We start from the raw sequence: 21,763 nt of genomic DNA, 5'->3' as shown, positions 1-21,763 counted from the left end.
TGGTTCAACTATTTTTTACCAGAAAAAAATGAATAACACGGCCAGCGCCAGTACCCCACCAAAGAAGTAGAGCGCATATTGCTGTACCCGGCCGGATTGAATGCCTTTGATGGCATTTGACAATTCAGCAGTGGTAACGGCAATGCCATTCATTAATCCGTCAATGATATTCCGATCGATCCAGGCGGCGGGTCGGCCAACCAGGTTGAATAATATTTTTTTGGTGACAAAGAGATAGATCTCGTCAATATAAAATTTATGATAGGCTGCTTTATATAAAGCACCCAGGCTACCGGAGACCTTCGCCGCGCGGTCGTTTTGTTTAAAATAAAATAGAAAGGCAAGCCCGATACCGGCCAGTCCGATCAATACGGGAGCTATCGAGAATCCAAGATGCAGATGACTTTCAAATCCCCGGTTGTCGGAGGACAGATAGTGGGAGAATGGAACAAAGCCCACAATGATCGTAGCCAGGGCCAGAACGATCAAAGGTATTTTCATGCTTAAAGTTCCTTCGCCATGGGCATGTACTTCGGTTGGTTTGTTCCAAAAAATGTTGAAATAAAGCCGGAACATATAAAAGGCCGTGATACCCGAGGTGATCAACCCGAGATAGTAAACAGCCGGGTTGTGTTCGTAGGCAGCCAGCAGGATCTCTTCTTTGCTAAAGAATCCGGCAAAGGGAGGTACCCCGGCAATGGCCAGACAGGCTACCAGAAAAGTAATATGGGTGATAGGCATGTATTTTCGCAAACCGCCCATGTCCTTCATTTCATTGCTGTGTACCAGATGAATGATAGCGCCAGCACCCAGGAACAAAAGCGATTTAAAGAACGCATGGGTAAAGAGATGGAAGAGCGATCCGGTATAACCCAATCCAGCCTCACCGCCATATCCTGAAACACCTAATGCAAACATCATATACCCGATCTGGGACATGGTAGAGTAGGCCAGTACCCGTTTGATATCTGTTTGGGTACAGGCAATTAAGGCGGCAAACAGCGCTGATGCGGCACCGACCCATGTTACTACCTGCAGGGACAGATGATTGACATAAAACAGCGGGAACATTCTGGCCACCAGGAACACACCAGCTACCACCATCGTAGCGGCGTGTATAAGGGCGGAGACGGGTGTAGGACCTTCCATGGCATCGGGCAGCCAGATATGCAGTGGGAACATGGCAGATTTACCAGCACCACCGACAAATACCAGTACCAATGCCCAACTGATCATAGATATACCCAGGAAGGAGGAGGTGGTCATTCCGATCAGATAAGGGGATTGCGGATCGGTCAGCCGTTGGATCAGGGTATTGAAATCAAGGGTGTTTCCATTGAACCCCAGGATCAGGATACCGACCAGGAAACCCAGGTCGGCAAAACGGGTAACGATAAATGCTTTTTTTGCAGCGGCCACGGCCGATGCTTTCTGATAATAAAATCCAATGAGCAGGTAGGAAGAAACACCCACCAGTTCCCAAAAGATGTAGATCTGAAAGATATTGGAAGAAACAACGAGACCCAGCATTGAGAAAGTAAAGAGACCCAGGAAAGCATAGTAGGTGCTAAACCTTTCTTCTCCATGCATATAACCCAGACTGAAAAGATGGACCATGAATGAAACCATGGTCACCACCACCAGCATCATTACGGAAAGTGGGTCGATGACCATACCCATATTGATGGTGACGCTGGGAGAAAAACGCAGCCAGTCATGCTGTAATACGGTAAGGGTTGGATAGACCCCGTCTATTTTTCCATCCACCAGAAAATACTGGTAGGCGGTAAACAGGGCAAGACCGGCAGAGACAGCCAATAAAAGGGTGGCGATCCATCCGGCAGATTGTTTGAACCGTCCCCGGCCACCAATACCCAGCACCAGAAAACTGACCAGGGGCAGCAGGGGGATCAAGGCGATATAGGATGCGTAGTTCATTTTAATATTTCATTTCAGTCGCTTCTTCCACATCGATCGATTTGTGGCTGCGGTATAGATTGATGATGATGGCGATGGCTACGGCGGCTTCAGCAGCAGCGATCGTAATGATAAAGATGGTAAAGAACAAGCCGTCCAATTGTTCGGGGTACAAGTATTTATTGAACACCACAAAATTGATGTTCACGCTATTCAGGATCAGCTCTACCGCCATAAGCATGGTGATCATATTCCGGCGGGTAAACAGCCCGTACATCCCTATAAAGAAGAGAGCGGTACTGACAAAGAGTATATGGCTTACCGGTATCTCGTTCATTTTTGTTCAGGTTTTGATTTGAGGGCAATGACAATACACCCGATCATGGCCGCCAGCAGGAGCATGCTCACCACTTCAAAAGGGAGGGCATACCCCTGGGGGCCTGTATTCAGCATCTGGGTTCCGATCTTCTGCATGGACCATTCAAATGGCCGGCCAGAACCCGGGAAGCTGTTTCTATATATCAAAAGGTAAGTAAGTGCAAAACCAAATACCACCGCCAGCGTGGAGAAGATGACCCGCATCCGTGGCGCTTTAGCCATCAATACACCCGATTGCTGGGTAAGAAAAATGGAGAAAATGATCAGTACCACGATACCGCCTACATACACCACGATCTGGACGGCAGCGATGAATTCTACCTCCAGCCAAAAATATAAAGCGGCTACACCGATCAAACTAAAAAGCAACCAGATCGCCGAACGAAATATTTTCCGCGTGGTCATGGCCAAAAGGCCCGAACCCAGTATAAAGGCGGAAATAAGGTAGAATATGATTTGCGAAGCTGTCATTGAGTTGGCTTTTGAAGAGAGGCTGATAGCTGATAGCTATTAGCTGTTAGCTTTAATACAAGTTTTTTATTATTACAATAATATTCACCATTCACTATTCACTATTCACCATTCACGTCTCACGCCTCACGCCTCACGCCTCACGTCCCACGCCTCCCCTCACTCCACTCCCTCCCTGATCTTCGATCCGGGCAGGTTTAATTTCTTGGTCAGTTTATTTCTGTCAAATACACTGTGTTCAAAAGTTTGGGCCATCTTGATCGCATTGGTCGGGCAGGCTTCGATGCAGAGATTACACATGGTACAAAGCTCGAGGTGGTAGATAAAGGTGTCGAGTGCCTTTTTCTTTTTTCCTTCTGGGCTTATATCGAATTTGGTAATGATCTTGATGGTGCCATTGGGACAAGCCAGTTCACAGGCGGTACAACCGGTACAGGCGTGTTCGTTGTTGGTATCGTGTGTCATGACCACTTCTCCCCGGAATCGTTCGGGTAATACAAGTTCCACCCGGTTGTCGGGGTATTGTTGGGTCAGTTTTTCCTTCCCATGCCGCAGGGCATATTTCCCGGTCAGCCTCATGCCCGCCCAGAGAGAGCCAACGGCGGATGCTACTTCTTTAATATATTTTATTAAAAATGCCATTGCAGGATTGAGATTAGGGTGACTAAGAGCAGGTTGAACATGCTGATCGGCAGCAGGTATTTCCATTCCAGGTTCAGTAACTGGTCGATCCGCAAACGGGGGAAGGTCCAGCGAAACCACATGATCACAAAAATGAGGAAGAAGGTCTTGCCAAAGAACCATACAATCCCCGGTATATAATCCATGACCATATTGAAAGTGGTGTTGGTGCCAAAATGAAGCGGCATCCAACCACCCAGGAAGATGGTAGCTCCAACGGCGCAAACCACAAATATGTTTACATATTCAGCCAGGAAGAAGAGTGCGAATTTCATCCCGGAGTATTCGGTGTGAAAACCACCGGTCAATTCAGATTCTGCTTCAGCGAGGTCAAAAGGTGCCCGGTTGGTTTCCGCAGTCACTGCGATCATAAAGATCACAAAGGCGATCCATACAGGTATATGTCCTTTAAAGATCCACCATCCGTTGGCCTGTGCATTCACGATCTCTGTTATACGCAGGTCGCCGGTCAGGATCACGATCACGAGGATGGCGAAACCGGCAGATAATTCATAACTCACGATCTGTGCGCCGCTGCGCATGGCACCCAGGAGCGAATATTTATTATTACTTGACCAGCCGGCCATCAGAATACCGATCACAGAAAGCGAGGATACGGCCGTAATAAAGAAGATACCTATATTGATATCCCAGATCTGAAAACCTTTGGAGAAGGCCAGTGGCGCCATGATCACCATGGCCACGATCATAACGATAAAAGGAGCCAGGTTAAAGAGTAATTTATCGACACTGGCCGGGGTCATACCTTCCTTGACAATCAGTTTGAGGGTATCGGCCACGGTTTGGAACATCCCTTTTGGGCCAACACGGTTTGGACCAAGGCGCAGTTGCATCCAGGCAGATACTTTTCTTTCCATCATGATCAATACCAAACCCAACATGGAAAAAAGGGCAATGATCAATACCCCGATGATCGCAAACTCAATGATCAAAGCCAATGTGGGATGAAACTGGAGATAGAGCCAGTCGTGTACGTTCTGGGATATGCTTTCTAATGTTGGCATTTTATTTTTCATTAAGCTAAAAGCTAATTGCTATTGGCCTTTAGCTTCCAGTAAACAATTCCTCGTTGTATCAACGATCTATATCCGGTATTACCAGATCCAGGGTTCCCATCATCGCTACCAGGTCGCCGATCTTTGCACCTCTGGCCATATGGTCAAGTGCAGAAAGATTGGAATAACCAGGTGAGCGGTACTTGATCCGGTAAGGAGTGGTTCCGCCCTCACTCACAATATATACACCCAATTCACCACGGGCTGTTTCCACACGTGTATAGAATTCCCCTTTGGGAAGTTTCAATACGGCTTTGGTTTTGGCCTGAAAATCTCCTTCGGGTATCTGATCGATCAATTGCTCTACAATGGACATAGACTGGCGCAATTCGCGGAGACGAACCAGATAACGGGCAAAGCTGTCGCCGGCTGTTTCGATCTCCTCTTTGAAATCCACCTTATCATATATTTCATACGGATAAAGCTTGCGGATATCACAGGAAACGCCACTGCCACGGGCAGTAGGGCCTGAGCAGCCGTAAGAGATGGCATCTTCTTTAGAGATATACCCGATTCCTTTCATCCGGTTCTGGAAGATGACATTACCCGTGACCAGTTGGTCATATTCGTCAATTCGGGAATAGAAATGCTTCAGGAATTCTTTTACCTTCTGTTGAAAATTGGGATGGATATCATACATCACGCCGCCGGGCACCATATAGTTCATGGTCAACCGGGCGCCACAGGTCTCTTCCATGATATCATTGATCATTTCTCTTTCCCGGAAGGCCAGGAAGAAGGGGGTTAAGGCACCCACATCCATGGCCATGGCTCCCCACCAAAGAACGTGGGAGGCTATGCGGGTCAGTTCATCCATGATCACCCGGATATATTGAGCCCGGGCAGGCACTTCGATCTGTAGCCCTTTTTCTACTGCCAGGGCACAGGCATGGTTATTTATATGAGAGGAGAGATAGTCCATCCGGCTGGTCACATAGATGAATTGCCGGTAGGTCAGGCTTTCGCTCATTTTTTCAATGGAACGATGGATATACCCCAGGTGTGGCTCTACTTTTTGAATTGTTTCCCCATTCACATGAATCACCAGGCGCAATACGCCGTGGGTGGCCGGGTGTTGGGGGCCCATATTGATCACGAGGTTGTTGCCTTCGAGATCACCAGGGGCGTTTTGTATGGTCTTTTCAGTGTACATCCTTTTTCATATTACAAGTAGCTATTGGCAAAGAGCAAACAGCTAATAGCTTTCATCAGAGTTTGATCATATTCACCGGATCTTCAAAATCCTTACGCATTGGGTTCTTTCCCTCCCAACCTTCGGGCAATATCAGGAGGCGAAGATCAGGGTGGTTGCGAAAATTCACCCCAAACATTTCATATACCTCTCTTTCGTGAAACTCAGCGGTACGCCAGATCTGGCATACAGTCTCTGTTTCAGGGTTATTTCTGTCCAGCTTTATTTTCACCACGATCGAATGCCGGTGCGTGGTAGAGCTTAAATGATAAACCATGGTTAAATGGGTCTTCCAATCTACACAGGTCAGGCAAAACAAATAATCCAAACCCAGCTCCGGCGTATTTTTTAATAACGGAGCCAATCTGGCCCAATCACCATTCTCCACCACCACATTCAACCACTCGCCTCCTTCTTCAAAAGTTACAGAAGGGGAGAGGGTGGTGAGGGAGGATTTGAGTTCTTCTGGAAGCATAGGTTCTTTAATGTCTTTTATTTAATTTTTTCGTGAGTCGTGAATCGTGAGTCGTCAGTTGAGTCTCACGCCTAACGCCTCACGCTTCACGCCTCACGCCTCTCACGCCCCCGTCTCTTTCATCTCTTCCCGAATCTGTTCCCTTGTCATTCCGCCTTTGATCTTTTCCTGTAAAGTGATCAGCGAATGGATCAGGGCTTCGGGTCGTGGGGGGCATCCGGCGATATAAACATCTACAGGTATCACATGGTCTGCACCTTTGATCACCGAATATGTATTATAGAAAAAGGGCCCTCCGCTGGTGGCACAGGCGCCCATGGCGATCACAAATTTGGGATCGGCCATTTGGTCATATAAGCGTTTGAGAACGGGTGCCATCTTGTTGACGATGGTCCCGGCAATAATGATCACATCGGCCTGACGGGGAGTGGCCCGGGCCACTTCAAATCCGAATCGCGACCAGTCATATTTCGCGGAAGCGGCACTCATCATTTCAATGGCGCAGCAACTCGTACCAAATACAAGTGGCCAAAGGCTGTTGCTACGGGCCCAGTTGATCACCTGATCCATTTTACTGACCACAATACCGCCTCCGGCGGTTTGGTGTACGATACCGGGAAATGGTTCTGTTGTATTCGTTGGTTTTATTTCCATTTCAATGATCCTTTCTTATGGGCATATAATAACCCCATAAAGAGAATAAAAAAGAATATCAATATTTCAATGAATGCTACCCAGCCAACTTGTTTTACCACGACGGCCCAGGGAAACAAAAAAATCAGTTCAACATCAAAAATGAGGAAGATAAGGGCGAATAAGTAGTAGCCCACATTGAATTGTACCCAGCTGGGGCCCTGCGTAGGTATTCCGCATTCGTAAGGCTCGGCTTTTTGAGGGTTGGTTGTTGCCTTCAGTACGAATTTTGAAATCAGGATCGCCGCACCGGAAAAACCAATGGCGGCAATCATTAAGGCGATGAGTGATCCTGCACCCATAATCAACTTGGTTTCCCACGAATATAGGAACTATGGGTTAAAACACAATATGAGAGATGTCAGCGTGAAAGATGTAAAAAATCAGGGGCAGAACGAATTGATTCAATGATGGCTACAGGGAAGGGTCGTTATCCATACAGCTCCTGGTGAATGGCTTTTCGGTCGTATCCCATCTCGGTAATTCGCTTTTTGGCCTCATCGATCATATTCCGCCAGCCACAAAGAAAGAAACCAGTGGGTTGACGATCTGCACAGATTTGTTCATAAACCGTGTGTACATAACCGGTATGCCCCTCCCAATCCTCGCGGCTCAACACAGGATGGTACTCAAAACTGGGATGGGCCTTTTGGAGCGCATTCAATTCATCAAAATAGAGCAGGTCCGCGCGCTTGCGTGTTCCAAAGACGAGGTATAATTTACGATGGGGTATATGCTGATTAAATATGTGGTGAACCATACTCCGGAAAGGGGCAATACCTGTACCTGTACATATAAATACCAGGTCAGTTTCAATGGTTTCAGGTAAGACAAACACGCCTTGCGGTCCCCGGAATACCACCTCCTGGCCTACCTGACCTTGTTCAAATATCCAACTGGAGCCCGCTCCGCCTTCGAGTTTTACTATTACCAATTCAAAGGTATTGCTGCAATCGGGCCAGCTGGCAATGGAATAACTCCGCCAACGCTTGTTTGGCTTTTCATGAATGGGGAGGTCGAGGGTCACAAATTGACCAGGCTTGAAGGAAAAAGAGTCTAATTCCGGGACAGTGATCCAAAACCGCCGGGTGCTTTCTGTTTCTTCCTCTATACGGGTGATAATGCCTTTTTGCCAGGGTAGTAATGCCATAATACAAAAATAAAAAAGCGGCACCGAAGCACCGCCTTCATTTGTAGCAAGCAATCGAACACTTGAAAATAGATAAATTATTTAAACTTCCAAATATTTTTAAACAAGCTGTTAGCTTATAGCTAACAGCTAATAGCTTATTCAGAAATTATGATCCTTTTCAAATAGACCTTCCCGCCATGGTCCACTCTTAATAAATAGACACCCGACCCCAGTTTGCCCGGATTGAGCTGCTGGTTAAAGGTGCCGATAAAATCAGGGTAGAATTGACGGTAAACATCCTGGCCCAGCATATTTTGAAGGCTAATGGACATATCGGACTTTTTATCCATTTTAAACTCCACCACAAAGCTGCCATTGTTCGGGTTGGGCAAGGCACGAAGGCCAATTTCCCCGGCATTCAATTCGGGAATGGATGTTACCGTGAGGTTGATCTCATTGGAGAACAACTGACAACCAAAAGCATCGGTGGTCTGTACCTTATATAACCCACTCTGTGTGGCGGAATAAATGGCCAGATTTGCTCCGGGAATAGGGGTGCTGCCCAGGTACCACTGATAACTTACCGCAGGAGATGCTGTGGTCAGGTCATTGCCATTGGCTGTGATCGTTGGGGCGGTCCCGTTGGTAGCCACTACCGCGGTCCGGGCACTGGGGCAGGACCCGGCATCGATCTTCACATCATAGAAGAAATAATAGAATTTCTGGTAGAAATTCGCATCTCCGGCCTGCACAGCACTGTTCCCCGTAATGGAGAATACTCCCGGAATGCTGTATGGATAGGGGTTCGATACGATATTATTATTGCGGAAGATGGTAGCCCCATCCGAACATTGTACAATGATCGCATGGCTGCCGGTTTCAGTAACGGGCAGATCGAGCTGGAAAACAGCCCCCAGGTCGGCAGGGTCATTTCCGGTTTGTACCCCCGCTTGCGGCGTGGGATCGGTGGCATACACATCGATCGTCTTACTCGCCAGCGGCAGGTAACTATACGAACCCGTTGTTTCATTGAAATTGGAAATATCCGCTACAATGAAAGTGATCTTTCCGGGGTTTCCGATATAAAGCCGGGCTGTTTTGATCACCACCGGTACATCATTGGTAAACCGGACAAAGTTTCCACTAAAGGCATTGTAACCACCATCGGTGAATACAGATTTATTGGCCGGGCCAACCCGGTTACTTTGTTCGTTTTTGGAAACATAATAGGTGGAGTTGCCTGTGATCACACTTGAATTGGTATTAGCCCCTGTGGCGATCGGAGTAGTCGCCCCCGCACTGCTATACCAGGTATAAACATCGGTAGCTACCGGGCTGGTTACCTTCAGGAAAACGGTGCTTGTGCCACAGATCTCTGCCTGACCTGCCGGCCCTGCGCCTGCGGAAGCAATGGTTACAGTTGATTCTTTTTGGTTATTGCCACTGTTCTGGTCACCGGATAGCGAAGTGGTGCCGGTGATGGTATAGGTCTTACCCGCCTCAGCAACAAAAGGCGTTTGCATGGTATATACCACACTACCATAGGCCGCAATACTGGCCGGGTAGGTAGCGCTCAGGTTGGCAATGGTGGTTGATCCTTCTTTTATCGTTACCACCACGGGGATGGAAGATTGTGCAACACGACCAAAGTTTTGAAGTTTAACCGACACATATTGTACACCATCGGCACAGTTGCCACTGGTGGGAGATTCAATACCGGCTACACCAACATCCTTCGAAGCGGTATTGACCAGAATTCTGAAATCCTGTGTCTCTCCATTGGCATAGGTACCGCAGGGGTTCACATTGGCCGGATCCGTGGTTTCCTGAACAATGACACGCATAATGGTATAGTTGCCCGAAGTCAAAGCCGGAATAGTCGCATTGCCGGAGAAGAAACCATTTCCATTGATCACTCCGCTGGTAGCTATGTTTTCACCGGCATCGGTAAAGTCGCCATCGTTATTGAAATCAATAAAGGCTTTTACGATCTTACCCGTACTGGTGGCATCACAACTGGATACTTTTACATAATAGGGAACAGAGGTGTTGGATTCGATCGCCGCTGTTGAATTGGTAAAGTTGTTATAGCCTGTACATCCCGCAGGATTTAATTTTTGCATGCTGCCAAATGAAACAGAGTCGATCCGCGCACCTGAAGTACTGGAAGGGGCAGAAGCACAGTAGGCCGTACCACCCACACCACTTACGATAAGTGAATAGACCTGGCTGCTTCTTTCTAACGTGCCTTTATGGGTTACTTCAATGGTATATGCCTGACCAGGTACAGCCCCGGTCACTTCAATTTTTTCAACGTTATCACGGAAATTATCTCCCGTTGTAGCCGAGGAGGCAGGAGATGCGGGTTCGAGTATCCAGGGCAAATAAGTGGTAGGACCTGATTTGATCCGCAGATCAAGGTCATGCACCAGTTTGGGTGTGGTATTATTTAAAATATTTACTGTTTCCACCGATCCCTTGGGGTCGGTCCAGCATAATGTAGCTTTTAACACGCCTTCACCGGAAGCAATGACGGGAAGGGTGAAAGTAGCGCCATTGTTCAGCGTATTCTCCTGTAATAATTGCTTGGTGTTATTGGAGGTCAATACGGCGGCGGCTTTTTCCATATTCATCAGACCCCAGCCATTTTGATAATCCGGTCCGGCAGAGGGACCCGCCTCATCGGCGGTATGGATCACCAATCCTTTCAGGGAAGAGGCCCGCAAAAAGGGACTTGCCGGATGTAATCTTTTGTAATATTCCTGCAATAACAACACAGAACCAGCTGCATTGGGGGAGGACATCGATGTACCACTGTAATTGGCATAGGCATTATCTGCCGTAGCAATGGAAGATACCAGGTTGACCCCGTTGGCCATTACATCAGGTTTGATACGGCCATCATCGGTAGGACCCCAACTGCTAAAGGAGGACATGACTACATCTTCGGGACGGCCATACCCATTCTCAATGGGATTGACTGCGCCAACTGTAAGAATATTTTTTGCCGTACCATAGGTGGAAATGATGTCGTATCCATCGTTACTGCTGATACCCGCCGGACGTGTACCTGCATTGATCATTGTATTGCTGGCATCATAGCGCCAGTAGTTGGCACCAACGGCAGGCCCATTTTCATTTCTATTATTTCCAGATGATTTAACGATCAGGTAAAAGGGAGCGTTGTAGGCGATCGAATCAAAAAGCTGGGTCTCGGATGAATAATACCCGAATTTATAATCCTCATTGGTGTTCCATTGGCCCCAGAATTCCCAACGGCTTTGATCATCATTATACCTCCAACCAGCAATGGCGCCATAGGAGTGGTTTGATACGAGCAGATTAGGAGCTTCTGTAAGCATTTCGGAAATATGACTGCTGAAATCATAAGCGATCAGTTCCTGCATGCCATACGACATTCCTTTTGCCAGCGGATTGACACCGCCTGCAATCAGGGTTCCCGCTACGTGAGTGGCATGGTCGCTGGTTGAAGCAGGGTTATCACGCTGGGTAATGCGACCAGTCAATTCCTGATGCGTATTCCGAAGACGGCCCCCATCCCAAATTCCAAGTTTCCCTTTTACACTGGCATCGGATCCACTCAGATTTAAACCGGTACTTCCTCCATTCCACAATTCGTTTGTACGAATGGTAGCCGCGGCGCGAATATTATTATCGGTGGTGGTATAAATGGGATACCCCAGCATGTCTACTCCGGTCAGCAAGGCATATTTTCCGTTGGGACCAGTCAACGTAAGTGGCCAGCCCTTTTGAAGAGACAACCGTACCAATTCCTCTGACGTCTTCTTTTCAGAAGCCGCTTGTTCCCTGGACGCCTGAAGCAGGATATCCGTACGAGTGGTTTGCTGGGAAAAGGACACGGAGGTAAAGGCCAGGAATTGGAGACACAAGGCCAAATAGACAGAAATCCGGCGCATACGTTTTATAGGTGTATGATTATGAAAAATAAGTGATAAGTTTAATCTGAAATCAGCTATAAATATAAATAAACACTTGTTAAGATGGTTAAATTGTCCATACGTTTAATGGCCCTGATAACCAGCCTGATATTCATGAGTTCCTTCCTCCAGGCCCCTTTTTGTAAAAAACAGGGAATCAAAGGAAAGGTTTACTGGCTGAGTGGCAATCAAATGCCTTCACCTGATATACCTCCACCGGCTCCAAAACCCATGAAAACAATTCTCTATATATATGAAAGCACCAACCGTGACCAGGTAAAATCGGTTGACGGAGGTCCTTTCTATTCTTCCATTTCCACCAAGCTTATCAAAGAGGTACGTAGCGATGCCGATGGCAGATTCAAGATCAAGCTGGCTCCGGGTACTTACTCCATTTTTACCCGGAAAGGTGAACTTTTTTACGCGAATACCTTTGATCAGTTCAACAATATCGCTCCGGTGACCGTAACAGCCGGTGTTTTTACCGAGATCGATGTGCGGGTGGATTATGATGCCGCTTATTAAGCGGGGATTATTAATTATTGATTGTTGATTATTAGGTGCAGGCTTGTGTTTACCTTTGACCCGGAATCTTTTAGATAATCAGTAATCGATCATTAACAATTCATAATCCCCTCCCTCGAGTGGAAACCAGTTTGGAAGCGCTTCTCGGATCGTATCAGCAATCCCCCCGTCTTTTTCAGTTGACGGACAGGTTATCTTTTGCCTCTACTCAACACATACATCTTGAAAATCTGCGTGGTAGCTCTGCCCCCTTTGTGGTGGCCGCCGTTTTCAAGCACGCTTCCTGCTCCGGTCTCAATCATCTTATCGTATTGAACGAGTCAGAGGATGCCGCCTATTTTCACAATAGCCTGGAAAACCTGACGGAAGCGCTGGATATCTTCTATTTCCCTTCTTCTTTTAAAAACAGAAAGAACTATTCCCTGCTCAACAGCAGCCATGTCATGCTCCGGACAGAAGCCCTTACCCGGATTGCCGGACAAGCGGCTACCGGACAGGACGTGAATAAAAAAGTGATCGTAACCTACCCGGAGGCTTTATTTGAAAAAGTGGTGGTCCCCAATGTGATCAGCGCAGGCATACTGCTGATAAAAACAGGAGATACCCTGGATGTGGAGGGTACTTTGTTAAAACTGGCAGACCTGGGGTTTGAACGCACGGATTTTGTTTATCAGCCGGGTCAGTTTGCCATTCGCGGAGGTATCCTTGATATCTATTCGTATGGGAATGAAAAACCCTACCGGATCGAGCTTTTTGGAAATGAAGTGGATTCCATCCGCATTATTGACCCGGAAACCCAATTGAGTGAGCGAAAACTTCTTCAGGTCAGCATCATCCCCAATATTGATATCCGGTATGAAGAAGAAGACAAGGTCTCTCTGTTTGATTTCCTGCCGGAGAATACAGTTATCTGGGTACAGGATGTAGAGATACTGCACGACCGGTTACTCGATTGTGCCGATGAATTCCAATTGTTCATGGACAGCCCGGGCTATCAACGTGCACCGGAGAACCAGGACGATCGCAGTCTGATAAAAGAAAGCAAGCCCACTGATTTTATTTCAGCCGATGAGGCCATGATTTCCCTCGGAAAAAGACATACGATCGGGTTTGGCCATCAGGCATCTACGCTACTACCCCCGGGTTTTGTGATCGGGTTTCATACACGCGAACAGCCTTCTTTTAACCGGCAATTCGATCTGCTCATACGTGATCTTCAGGGATGGAAAAACAAGGGATTTGACCTGTATATTTTTGCCGAGAACGCGAAGCAACTCGAGCGCCTGCAGATCATTTTTGAAGACCTTAAAGCGGATATCCCCTTTAATCCCATTGCCCGTTCAATCCATGAAGGGTTTGTGGACGAGGACCAGAAGATCGTCTGTTATACTGACCACCAGGTATTTCAACGGTATCATAAATACAAGGTCAAACAGGCATATAATAAAAATAAGGCCCTGACCCTGCGTACCCTGCGTGAATTACAACCAGGCGACTACATTACCCATATCGATCATGGGGTAGGTGTCTTCAGTGGTTTGCAGAAGATCGAAGCCAATGGAAAGATGCAGGAGGCTGTACGCATCATTTACAAAGACAGCGATATTCTCTACGTCAATATCAACTCGCTTCATAAGATTGCCAAATTTACCGGCAAGGAGGGAACTGTACCCAAGGTGAATAAACTGGGAAGTGATGCGTGGAGCCGGCTTAAAGAAAAGACCAAGACAAGGGTCAAAGAGATCGCTTTTGACCTGATAAAATTATACGCCAAACGTAAAGCACAGCAAGGTTTCTCGCATACACCCGATAACTATATGCAGACCGAATTGGAGGCATCCTTTATCTATGAGGACACACCCGATCAGGCCAAGGCTACGGCGGATGTAAAAAAGGATATGGAATCCACTTCCCCCATGGACCGATTGGTTTGCGGTGATGTAGGGTTTGGTAAAACGGAGATCGCGGTACGTGCCGCATTCAAAACCTGTATTGATGGCAAACAGGCCGCCATTCTTGTACCTACTACCATCCTGGCCTTTCAGCATTATAAAACGTTCAAAGACCGGTTACAGGATTTTCCTGTGACGGTGGATTATGTCAATCGTTTCAAATCAGCCAAGGAGAAAAAGGAAACCCTGAAAAAACTGGAGGAAGGCAAGATCGATATCGTTATCGGCACCCATGCTTTACTGGGCAAAGAAGTTAAATACAAAGACCTGGGTCTGTTGGTAATTGATGAAGAACAAAAATTTGGAGTAGGGCATAAGGAGAAGATCAAGACCCTCAAGACCACCGTAGATTGTCTTACGCTGACCGCCACACCCATTCCCCGTACGCTGCAGTTTAGTTTGATGGGCGCCCGTGACCTGAGTATCATCAATACCCCGCCTCCCAATCGCCAACCCATTCAAACCGAAGTGTTGGTGTACAATGAAGATGCCATTCGCGATGCGATCTATTACGAAACAGAAAGGGGAGGGCAGGTCTTTTTTATTTACAACCGCATCCAGGGTCTTTCCGAAATGGCGGCCATCATCAAGGCTCTTTGTCCAGACCTGAGCATAGGGTATGCCCATGGGCAAATGGAAGGTCATTTGCTCGAAGAGCGTATCCTCGATTTTATTGACCGCAAATATGATGTGCTGATCAGTACGAATATCGTTGAAAGCGGAGTGGATATACCCAATGTAAATACGATCATCGTCAACAACGCCCATCAGTTTGGGTTGAGTGACCTGCACCAGTTAAGAGGAAGGGTAGGGCGAAGTAACAAAAAGGCATTCTGCTATCTTCTGGCACCACCCATGAGTACCCTGCCTGCCGATTCGCGCAAAAGATTACAAACCCTGGAACAACACAGTGAATTGGGAAGTGGTTTCCAGATCGCCATGCGTGACCTGGATATTCGCGGAGCAGGCAACCTGTTGGGAGGCGAGCAAAGTGGGTTTATGGCAGAGATCGGGTTTGAAACCTATCAAAAAATATTGGAGGAATCTATCCGTGAACTGAAACGAACATCTTTCAAAGAATTGTTTAGCGAAGAGATTTCCAAACAGGATGATTTTGTACAGGATTGTACCATTGATACCGACCAGGAAGTATTGATCCCCGACGATTATGTAGAGAGCATCACCGAGCGTCTCTCCCTGTATCAGCGTTTGGATAACTGCGAAACCGAAGAGGAATTGATGGAAATGCACCGGGAAATGACCGACCGGTTTGGTCCTATTCCCCGCCCGGTGGAAGATCTGTTCACGACTGTGCGTTGCCGTAAGCTGGCGGTGGAACTGGGATTTGAAAAAATGAGTTTGAAAGATACCACCCTGCGGTGTTTCTTTATCAACCGGCCCGATTCTCCCTATTTTGAATCGGATACCTTCCATCGGATACTGGCCTATATCCAGACCGGCACCAACAAAGCCCGGCTTAAACAAACCGGTCGGTTGTTCATCCTTATTGCCGAACCTGTTAAGTCCATGGAAGAAATGCATAGGTTTTTAAAGCAAATGAGGCTTACGGTAGGATAAGATTTCGTGCAATCACTTCCCTTCCACCATAATTTTCCCTAATTTGTACCAAGAATCCAGTATATGAAAATACGCTCTGCCCTGCTCACCCTATGCCTGGCTGTTTCTTCCGTTATAATGGCCCAGGTTGAAAACGATCTTCGGCTTTATCTCCGAAGCGGAGCATCCACCCCTGTACGGAATATCAATCCCCAATCAGTCAATGATTTTTCCCAAACGGCCCGTTGGGTAGGAGGAAAGACCACCGCCATTATTCAATTTGCCGCGATACCTTCTTTGTCACAACGTCGTGAACTCTCCGCAGCGGGAATGGAATTATTGGATTATATCCCCCGGAACAGTTATGTGGTTAGTTTCTCCAAACAACCTGAACTTTCGGTGTTACAACGCAACCAGGCCATTGCCCTGGTTACCATTGGTGGTAAACAAAAAATGTCGGTCCCGTTGGGTAAGGGGGAATTTCCGAGTTATGCCCGGGCCAGTTCAGGTAACTGGAAATGCTGGATCAGTTTTTTTAAAACATTTTCCAAAGAAGAAGTAAGGGCCGGCCTTACCCGCCTGAATATCCCCGTGACCTTTACCGATTTTGAATCCTATTCGATCCTGGGAGTAGAACTCAATGCAGACCTGGCTGAACAACTCGCTGCGGAACCTTTTGTAGAATATATCCAATTTGCTCCGCATGGCGACCAGTCGCTCAATCTGATCAGTCGCACCAATGCCAAAGGAAATGTATTAAATGCAGCCACCGCCGTTGGCGGGTTTGACCTGAAAGGACAAAATGTTGTGGTAGGAGTGGGAGATGACTCAGATCCACAGTACCATATCGATTTCAGGGGCCGATTGATCAACCATGGATCCGTGGTGGCAGCCAATCACGGAACCCATGTGAATGGTACAGTGGGTGGAGCCGGAAATATCTTGCAAGATTATCAGGGTTATGCACCCCGGTCCACCCTGATCTCACAATATTTCTCCGGCATTGTGGTCAATGCCCCCAACTATGTGGCCGATCACAATATGGTGGTGGCCAATAACTCCTATGGCGATGTAACAGGCGATTGCGATTATGCAGGAACCTATGACCTGATCAGCCGGATCATGGACCTGCAGGCTATACAGCTACCCCATTTGCAACATGTGTTTGCATCGGGTAATGATGGCGCCGTTCTCAATTGTTCACCTTATCCTGCCAGTTTTAAAACCGTATTAGGTGCTTATCAATCCTCCAAGAATGTGCTGGTGGTAGGATCAACCGAAAAGAACTTCTCCATCAGTAGTTTTTCCAGTCGCGGACCTGTAAAGGATGGACGGACAAAACCGGAGATCATGTCTTACGGCCGGTTTTTGATCTCCACCTATCCCAATAACGCGTATGGTTTCAGTTCCGGGACCAGTATGGCAGCACCTGCCGTTTCGGGAGGACTGGCTCTTCTGTATGAACGTTACCGCCAACTGAATGGCAATGCCGATCCGAAAAGCGGGTTAATGAAAGCACTTGTTTGTAATGGCGGAGTGGACCTTGGAAATACAGGTGCCGATTTTACCTATGGCTATGGCTCATTGAACCTGCTTCGTTCAATAGACATGTTGAACAATTCCCGCTATTTTATTTCGTCGGTTAACCATACCGGCACTTCCACCCACAATATCACGGTTCCTGCCAATACAGCCCAATTGAAAGTGATGTTGTACTGGAATGACCCGGCGGCCACACCTCTTTCGGCACATACGCTGGTGAACGATCTTGACCTTGAACTCACTGATCCTTCCGCGGTGATCCATTTTCCCTGGTTACTGGATACAGTAGCGGCCAATGTAAACAATGCTGCTACCACCGGGGCCGATCACATCAACAATATGGAGCAGGTGGTGATCACGAATCCCGCAGCAGGTGGTTATACCATTACCATCAAAGGGACATCTGTTACCCAAAGCCCTCCGCAGGAGTATTTTGTCGTTTATGATTTTGTTCCTGTTTCTACCACACTCACCTATCCCGTTGGTGGCGAAGGGGTGGCCCCCGCCGAAACCATGACTATTCAATGGGATGCTTTTGGTGACCCGGCCAATACATATCTGGTAGAATATTCAACCAATAATGGCGGAAGCTGGACAACCATCAATGCGGCTGTTGCGGCCAATCTTCGTCAGCTGGATTGGACCGTTCCCAATACCCCGACAGAACAGGCACTGATCCGTATCACCCGAAATGGAACGGCGATGGTAAGTACCAGCAATCCGTTTACCATCCTGGGTGTTCCCACTGCTTCATTGGCCGCAACCCAATGTCCGGGTTATATTTCATTAAACTGGACGGCCGTTACAGGAGCCACCGACTATAAAGTATTTATGCTTACCGGAAATGAAATGACCGCTGTTGGTACCACCACAGCCACTAACTATATTTTCTCCGGATTATCACAAAGCACTACCTACTGGGTATCGGTTCGGGCCCGCCTCAATGGGGTTCCCGGGAAAAGAGCCCAGGCCATCAGCCGCCTGCCCTCCACCGGTACCTGCGCTGGAACGATATCCGACAATGATCTGGCCATTGAAGCACTGGTGGCTCCCATATCCGGACGTATCGCCACCTCAACCGCTTTGACGGCAACCACGACCATACAGGCGCGAATCCGAAACCTGGATGACGCGGCGGTCAACAATTTTGATCTGCGTTATCGTGTCAATGGCGGCGCCTGGGTTACTGAAAACCCCGGCACTACCGTGGCAGCAGGAGCTACCTTTACCCATAGCTTTGCCACGACCTATGATTTTTCCGCTGCCGGAAATTATGAGGTGGAAATAGAAGTTATAAACCAGGGTGCTGCAGACCCCGTTGCCGGCAATAACGCGCGGATCGATACGATCAAACAGATCGCCAATACCCTGATCACCCTTCCCTTTACCGATGACCTGGAAACAGCCGACAGTGCTAAGTATTACCGGAACTATTTTGGTATGGAAGGGATCGAACGGTATGACTATACCCGCACATCCACCTTTGGCAGGGCCAGCACATATCTTATCGCTGGTATGGCCAATTCAGGATCACGCTCTTTATTGCTTGACCTCGATGGTTTTGACGGTGCGGGAAATACCAACCTCGTCACCGGAACCTTTAACCTGAATGGCATCAATGCCGCAGTCACGGATGTACGACTGGATGTAGAGTATAAACAACATGGCGATAGTGTACCACATGCGAATAATACGATCTGGGTAAGGGGCGATGATACGCAATCCTGGATACCGGCCTTTACACTCTCTGCCAATGGAAATGATCCCGGGTCCTTTGTACGTACCCCAAGTATTGAGGTCTCGGACCTGCTAAGTGCCAATGGACAAAATTTTTCAACGAGTTTTCAGGTACGTTTCGGACAATTCGGGTATGTGCGTATCATTGACAACGATGCCTTCCAGGGAAACAGTTTTGATGATATTCGTTTATATGCGGTCACCGATGATATCCAGATGATCGCGATCGATACACCGATTACCAATAGTTGCGCGTTGACGGCCACTACGCCGGTTCGTATTCAGGTACGCAACTCATCCTCCAATACCGTCAATAATATTCCGGTGCAGTTCTCCGTGGATGGCGGGGCTCCGGTGATCGAAAATATCCCGAGTATCGGACCGGATGCTACGGTCACCTACACTTTTACGGCAACGGCTAATTTGCTGGCCACCGGCGCGCATACGGTGCAAGTGATCGTTCAATACCCCACAGACGATTTTCCGGAGAATGATACCCTCGAAGTGGATCTCATAAACTCAGCCGTCGTCACCAGTTACCCCTATCTGGAAACCTTTGAATCAAACAACGGTAACTGGTACAGTCGCGGGAAGAATGATTCCTGGGAATATGGAACCCCGGCCTCCTCACAGATCAACCGGGCTGCCAATGGAACCAAGGCCTGGAAAACAAGGCTGGTAGGAAATTACAATACCCGTGAACTTTCATATCTCTATTCGCCCTGTTTCAATATCAGCAGCATGACCACGCCAACCCTGAGCTTTAGTACGGCTCTTGATTTTGAAGATTGTGGCAGTTCACTTTGTGATGGGGCCTATATTGAATATTCTGCTGATGGGTTGACCTGGACACGCCTGGGAGCCTTCGGTTCAGGTACCAATTGGTATAACAAGAGCTATCCTTCCAACCATCTGTGGAGCATAGAGAATTATACCCGCTGGCATGTGGCTACGATCGCATTACCAACAGGTATATCCAACCTGCGTTTACGCTTTGTGGTGACCTCCGATCCTTTTGTAACAAGGGAAGGAATGGCCATCGATGATATTCATATCTATGACAACCTGAATGGCATTTATGATGGCGCTACCATGGGTGCACCCGTCAACCAAACCATTTCAGGGGGCACAAGCTGGATCGATTTCACCTCCGGTGGTAAACTTGTTGCTTCAATTCAACCCAATAACCAGAACATGGGGTCAACGGATGTACAGGCTTATATCTTTACCGGAGGCGTACGAAATGATGGCAATCAATATTATCACGATCGGAATATCACCATCAAACCTGCAACGACAGCCCTGGGTGATTCGGCGCTGGTCCGTTTTTATTTCCTGGATACTGAAACAGAGGCCCTGATCAATGCCACGGGTTGTGCTACCTGTACCAAACCTTCCATGGCCTATCAATTGGGGGTTTCAAAATATGGAAATACAGATGATACAAAAGAGAATGGAACAATAGCTGATAATAATGGTGGTGACTGGCTCTTTATCAATAGTGACAATGTACAGAAAGTACCTTTTGACAAAGGGTACTATGCTGAGTTCAGGGTAAAAGATTTTTCTGAATTCTGGTTAAGCAATGGTGGTTTGGATAACCTGACCACATTGCCCGTCAGTATTACCGGTTTCTCGGCGCAAAGACAGGGAACTAATGATGTGTTCGTGCAATGGAGAACGGAGAATGAATTCCAGATATCCTATTATGTTGTTGAAGTGGCTCGAACACTGGCTGATTTCCAGACAGGAAGATTTTTGGAAGCCGGTCGGGTAAACAGCCTCGGCAATGCTCCGGGCGGTCATAACTATTCCTATACGGATGCAGAACCGGGTAAAACGGGCACCCGATATTACCGGCTTCGGATCGTTGAACGCGATGGAAGTTCGACCTATTCAGCGGTACGTCCGGTTCGTTTCAACAATGACCTTCGGTGGGAAGTATATCCCAATCCATCATCGGGGATATTCCAGTTGGTATTCCAGGTGGAAGATGGTGAACAGGTACAGGGAAGGGTAGTGGATGCTACAGGTAGAACCGTGATGCAGATGGCCCGTAAAGGAACAGGTTTTGTAGAGAAATGGGTGATCGAACTCAGTGAAGCAAAATATCCGGCGGGGATGTATCTGGTGGAATTAAGCGGAGGTGGCGAAACTCAGGTATTCAGACTATTGAAGCAATAAAAACTCAGCGCCCCTTAGGGTCCTAGTGTCTTTGCGGTAAATCATGACCGCCATGACGCAAGGGCGCTAAGGGGCGCCAGGATTTTTACCAGCCTTGCTTTGCTACACCAGCTTCAATGGCGGCGAGGGCTTTCGCTTCTCCCAGCAGGGTGGTCAGCTTATTTCCTTTGCCATCATGACCCTGGGCCATGTACGCACCTTTGGAGGTTTTAGTGATCACAGCATCCATGATGGGTACGTTCTTTTCTTTGGTCTTCACATTATACGCGGTCAATACTACGTTGGACATGAT

At 47.7% G+C, this 21,763-nt stretch carries 15 protein-coding genes; 3 read left to right on the top strand and 12 right to left on the bottom strand.

Features of this window, described 5'->3' with window-relative positions; all coding sequences use genetic code 11:
- Positions 1–15: 15 nt before the first annotated feature.
- From nuoL to J0M30_15530, 11 genes are all read right to left on the bottom strand, one after another.
- Complete coding sequence (gene nuoL, locus J0M30_15580; GenBank protein MBN8668917.1) at positions 16–1,938, bottom strand: NADH-quinone oxidoreductase subunit L; 1,923 nt, start codon at positions 1,936–1,938, stop codon at positions 16–18.
- Position 1,939: 1 nt separating this feature from the next.
- The gene (gene nuoK, locus J0M30_15575; GenBank protein ID MBN8668916.1) at positions 1,940–2,254 is read right to left on the bottom strand and encodes an NADH-quinone oxidoreductase subunit NuoK; all 315 of its coding nucleotides are present in this window, start codon (positions 2,252–2,254) and stop codon (positions 1,940–1,942) included.
- Positions 2,251–2,766 carry an NADH-quinone oxidoreductase subunit J gene (locus J0M30_15570; GenBank protein ID MBN8668915.1) on the bottom strand — a complete coding sequence of 172 codons (516 nt, stop codon included), beginning with the start codon at positions 2,764–2,766 and terminating at the stop codon, positions 2,251–2,253. Before J0M30_15570 ends, nuoK begins: the two co-directional genes overlap by 4 nt.
- A gap of 159 nt (positions 2,767–2,925) precedes the next feature.
- On the bottom strand, positions 2,926–3,408 hold the full coding sequence (locus J0M30_15565; protein ID MBN8668914.1) for a 4Fe-4S binding protein: 483 nt from the start codon (positions 3,406–3,408) through the stop codon (positions 2,926–2,928).
- Positions 3,396–4,472, bottom strand: coding sequence for an NADH-quinone oxidoreductase subunit NuoH (nuoH, locus tag J0M30_15560; GenBank protein MBN8668913.1), 1,077 nt, complete (start codon positions 4,470–4,472; stop codon positions 3,396–3,398). The genes J0M30_15565 and nuoH overlap by 13 nt, the downstream gene beginning before the upstream one ends.
- A gap of 70 nt (positions 4,473–4,542) precedes the next feature.
- On the bottom strand, positions 4,543–5,676 hold the full coding sequence (locus J0M30_15555; GenBank protein ID MBN8668912.1) for an NADH-quinone oxidoreductase subunit D: 1,134 nt from the start codon (positions 5,674–5,676) through the stop codon (positions 4,543–4,545).
- A 55-nt stretch (positions 5,677–5,731) separates the two neighbouring features.
- Entirely contained in the window at positions 5,732–6,190 is a 459-nt protein-coding gene (locus J0M30_15550) for an NADH-quinone oxidoreductase subunit C (protein MBN8668911.1), read from the bottom strand.
- Between the two features lie 102 nt (positions 6,191–6,292).
- Positions 6,293–6,844 (bottom strand): NADH-quinone oxidoreductase subunit NuoB, encoded by a 552-nt coding sequence (gene nuoB, locus J0M30_15545; protein MBN8668910.1) that lies wholly within the window; start codon positions 6,842–6,844, stop codon positions 6,293–6,295.
- The gene (locus tag J0M30_15540) at positions 6,835–7,185 is read right to left on the bottom strand and encodes an NADH-quinone oxidoreductase subunit A (GenBank protein ID MBN8668909.1); all 351 of its coding nucleotides are present in this window, start codon (positions 7,183–7,185) and stop codon (positions 6,835–6,837) included. The genes nuoB and J0M30_15540 overlap by 10 nt, the downstream gene beginning before the upstream one ends.
- 128 nt (positions 7,186–7,313) lie before the next feature.
- The gene (locus tag J0M30_15535; protein MBN8668908.1) at positions 7,314–8,033 is read right to left on the bottom strand and encodes an FAD-dependent oxidoreductase; all 720 of its coding nucleotides are present in this window, start codon (positions 8,031–8,033) and stop codon (positions 7,314–7,316) included.
- Positions 8,034–8,170: 137 nt separating this feature from the next.
- The gene (locus J0M30_15530; protein ID MBN8668907.1) at positions 8,171–11,953 is read right to left on the bottom strand and encodes a S8 family serine peptidase; all 3,783 of its coding nucleotides are present in this window, start codon (positions 11,951–11,953) and stop codon (positions 8,171–8,173) included.
- 108 nt (positions 11,954–12,061) lie between these two features.
- Between J0M30_15530 and J0M30_15525 the strand changes: the two genes are divergently transcribed.
- The 3 genes from J0M30_15525 to J0M30_15515 all read left to right on the top strand — a co-directional run bounded on the left by J0M30_15525 (position 12,062) and on the right by J0M30_15515 (position 21,471).
- The gene (locus tag J0M30_15525) at positions 12,062–12,499 is read left to right on the top strand and encodes a carboxypeptidase regulatory-like domain-containing protein (GenBank protein MBN8668906.1); all 438 of its coding nucleotides are present in this window, start codon (positions 12,062–12,064) and stop codon (positions 12,497–12,499) included.
- 131 nt (positions 12,500–12,630) lie between these two features.
- Complete coding sequence (mfd, locus tag J0M30_15520; GenBank protein MBN8668905.1) at positions 12,631–16,029, top strand: transcription-repair coupling factor; 3,399 nt, start codon at positions 12,631–12,633, stop codon at positions 16,027–16,029.
- Between the two features lie 63 nt (positions 16,030–16,092).
- Positions 16,093–21,471: a S8 family serine peptidase gene (locus tag J0M30_15515; GenBank protein ID MBN8668904.1), complete on the top strand. Its 5,379-nt coding sequence runs from the start codon at positions 16,093–16,095 to the stop codon at positions 21,469–21,471.
- Between the two features lie 85 nt (positions 21,472–21,556).
- Here J0M30_15515 and J0M30_15510 read toward each other — a convergent pair whose 3' ends face one another.
- Complete coding sequence (locus J0M30_15510; GenBank protein MBN8668903.1) at positions 21,557–21,760, bottom strand: hypothetical protein; 204 nt, start codon at positions 21,758–21,760, stop codon at positions 21,557–21,559.
- Positions 21,761–21,763 lie beyond the last annotated feature (3 nt).

This window comes from Chitinophagales bacterium (assembly GCA_017303415.1).
Classification (GTDB): domain Bacteria; phylum Bacteroidota; class Bacteroidia; order Chitinophagales; family Chitinophagaceae; genus SpSt-398.
Note: the sequence above shows the minus strand (reverse complement) of the source record. Positions and strands in the feature narration are given on the sequence as shown.

Bases quoted from the DNA above. Each gene is read 5' to 3' on its own strand.
- nuoH (MBN8668913.1), bottom strand. From the start codon at position 4,472: ATGCCAACATTAGAAAGCATATCCCAGAACGTACACGACTGGCTCTAT.
- J0M30_15555 (MBN8668912.1), bottom strand. From the start codon at position 5,676: ATGTACACTGAAAAGACCATACAAAACGCCCCTGGTGATCTCGAAGGC.
- J0M30_15565 (MBN8668914.1), bottom strand. From the start codon at position 3,408: ATGGCATTTTTAATAAAATATATTAAAGAAGTAGCATCCGCCGTTGGC.
- J0M30_15570 (MBN8668915.1), bottom strand. From the start codon at position 2,766: ATGACAGCTTCGCAAATCATATTCTACCTTATTTCCGCCTTTATACTG.
- nuoB (MBN8668910.1), bottom strand. From the start codon at position 6,844: ATGGAAATAAAACCAACGAATACAACAGAACCATTTCCCGGTATCGTA.
- J0M30_15515 (MBN8668904.1), top strand. From the start codon at position 16,093: ATGAAAATACGCTCTGCCCTGCTCACCCTATGCCTGGCTGTTTCTTCC.
- J0M30_15530 (MBN8668907.1), bottom strand. From the start codon at position 11,953: ATGCGCCGGATTTCTGTCTATTTGGCCTTGTGTCTCCAATTCCTGGCC.
- J0M30_15540 (MBN8668909.1), bottom strand. From the start codon at position 7,185: ATGGGTGCAGGATCACTCATCGCCTTAATGATTGCCGCCATTGGTTTT.
- J0M30_15510 (MBN8668903.1), bottom strand. From the start codon at position 21,760: ATGTCCAACGTAGTATTGACCGCGTATAATGTGAAGACCAAAGAAAAG.
- J0M30_15535 (MBN8668908.1), bottom strand. From the start codon at position 8,033: ATGGCATTACTACCCTGGCAAAAAGGCATTATCACCCGTATAGAGGAA.
- J0M30_15550 (MBN8668911.1), bottom strand. From the start codon at position 6,190: ATGCTTCCAGAAGAACTCAAATCCTCCCTCACCACCCTCTCCCCTTCT.
- J0M30_15525 (MBN8668906.1), top strand. From the start codon at position 12,062: ATGGCCCTGATAACCAGCCTGATATTCATGAGTTCCTTCCTCCAGGCC.
- nuoK (MBN8668916.1), bottom strand. From the start codon at position 2,254: ATGAACGAGATACCGGTAAGCCATATACTCTTTGTCAGTACCGCTCTC.
- nuoL (MBN8668917.1), bottom strand. From the start codon at position 1,938: ATGAACTACGCATCCTATATCGCCTTGATCCCCCTGCTGCCCCTGGTC.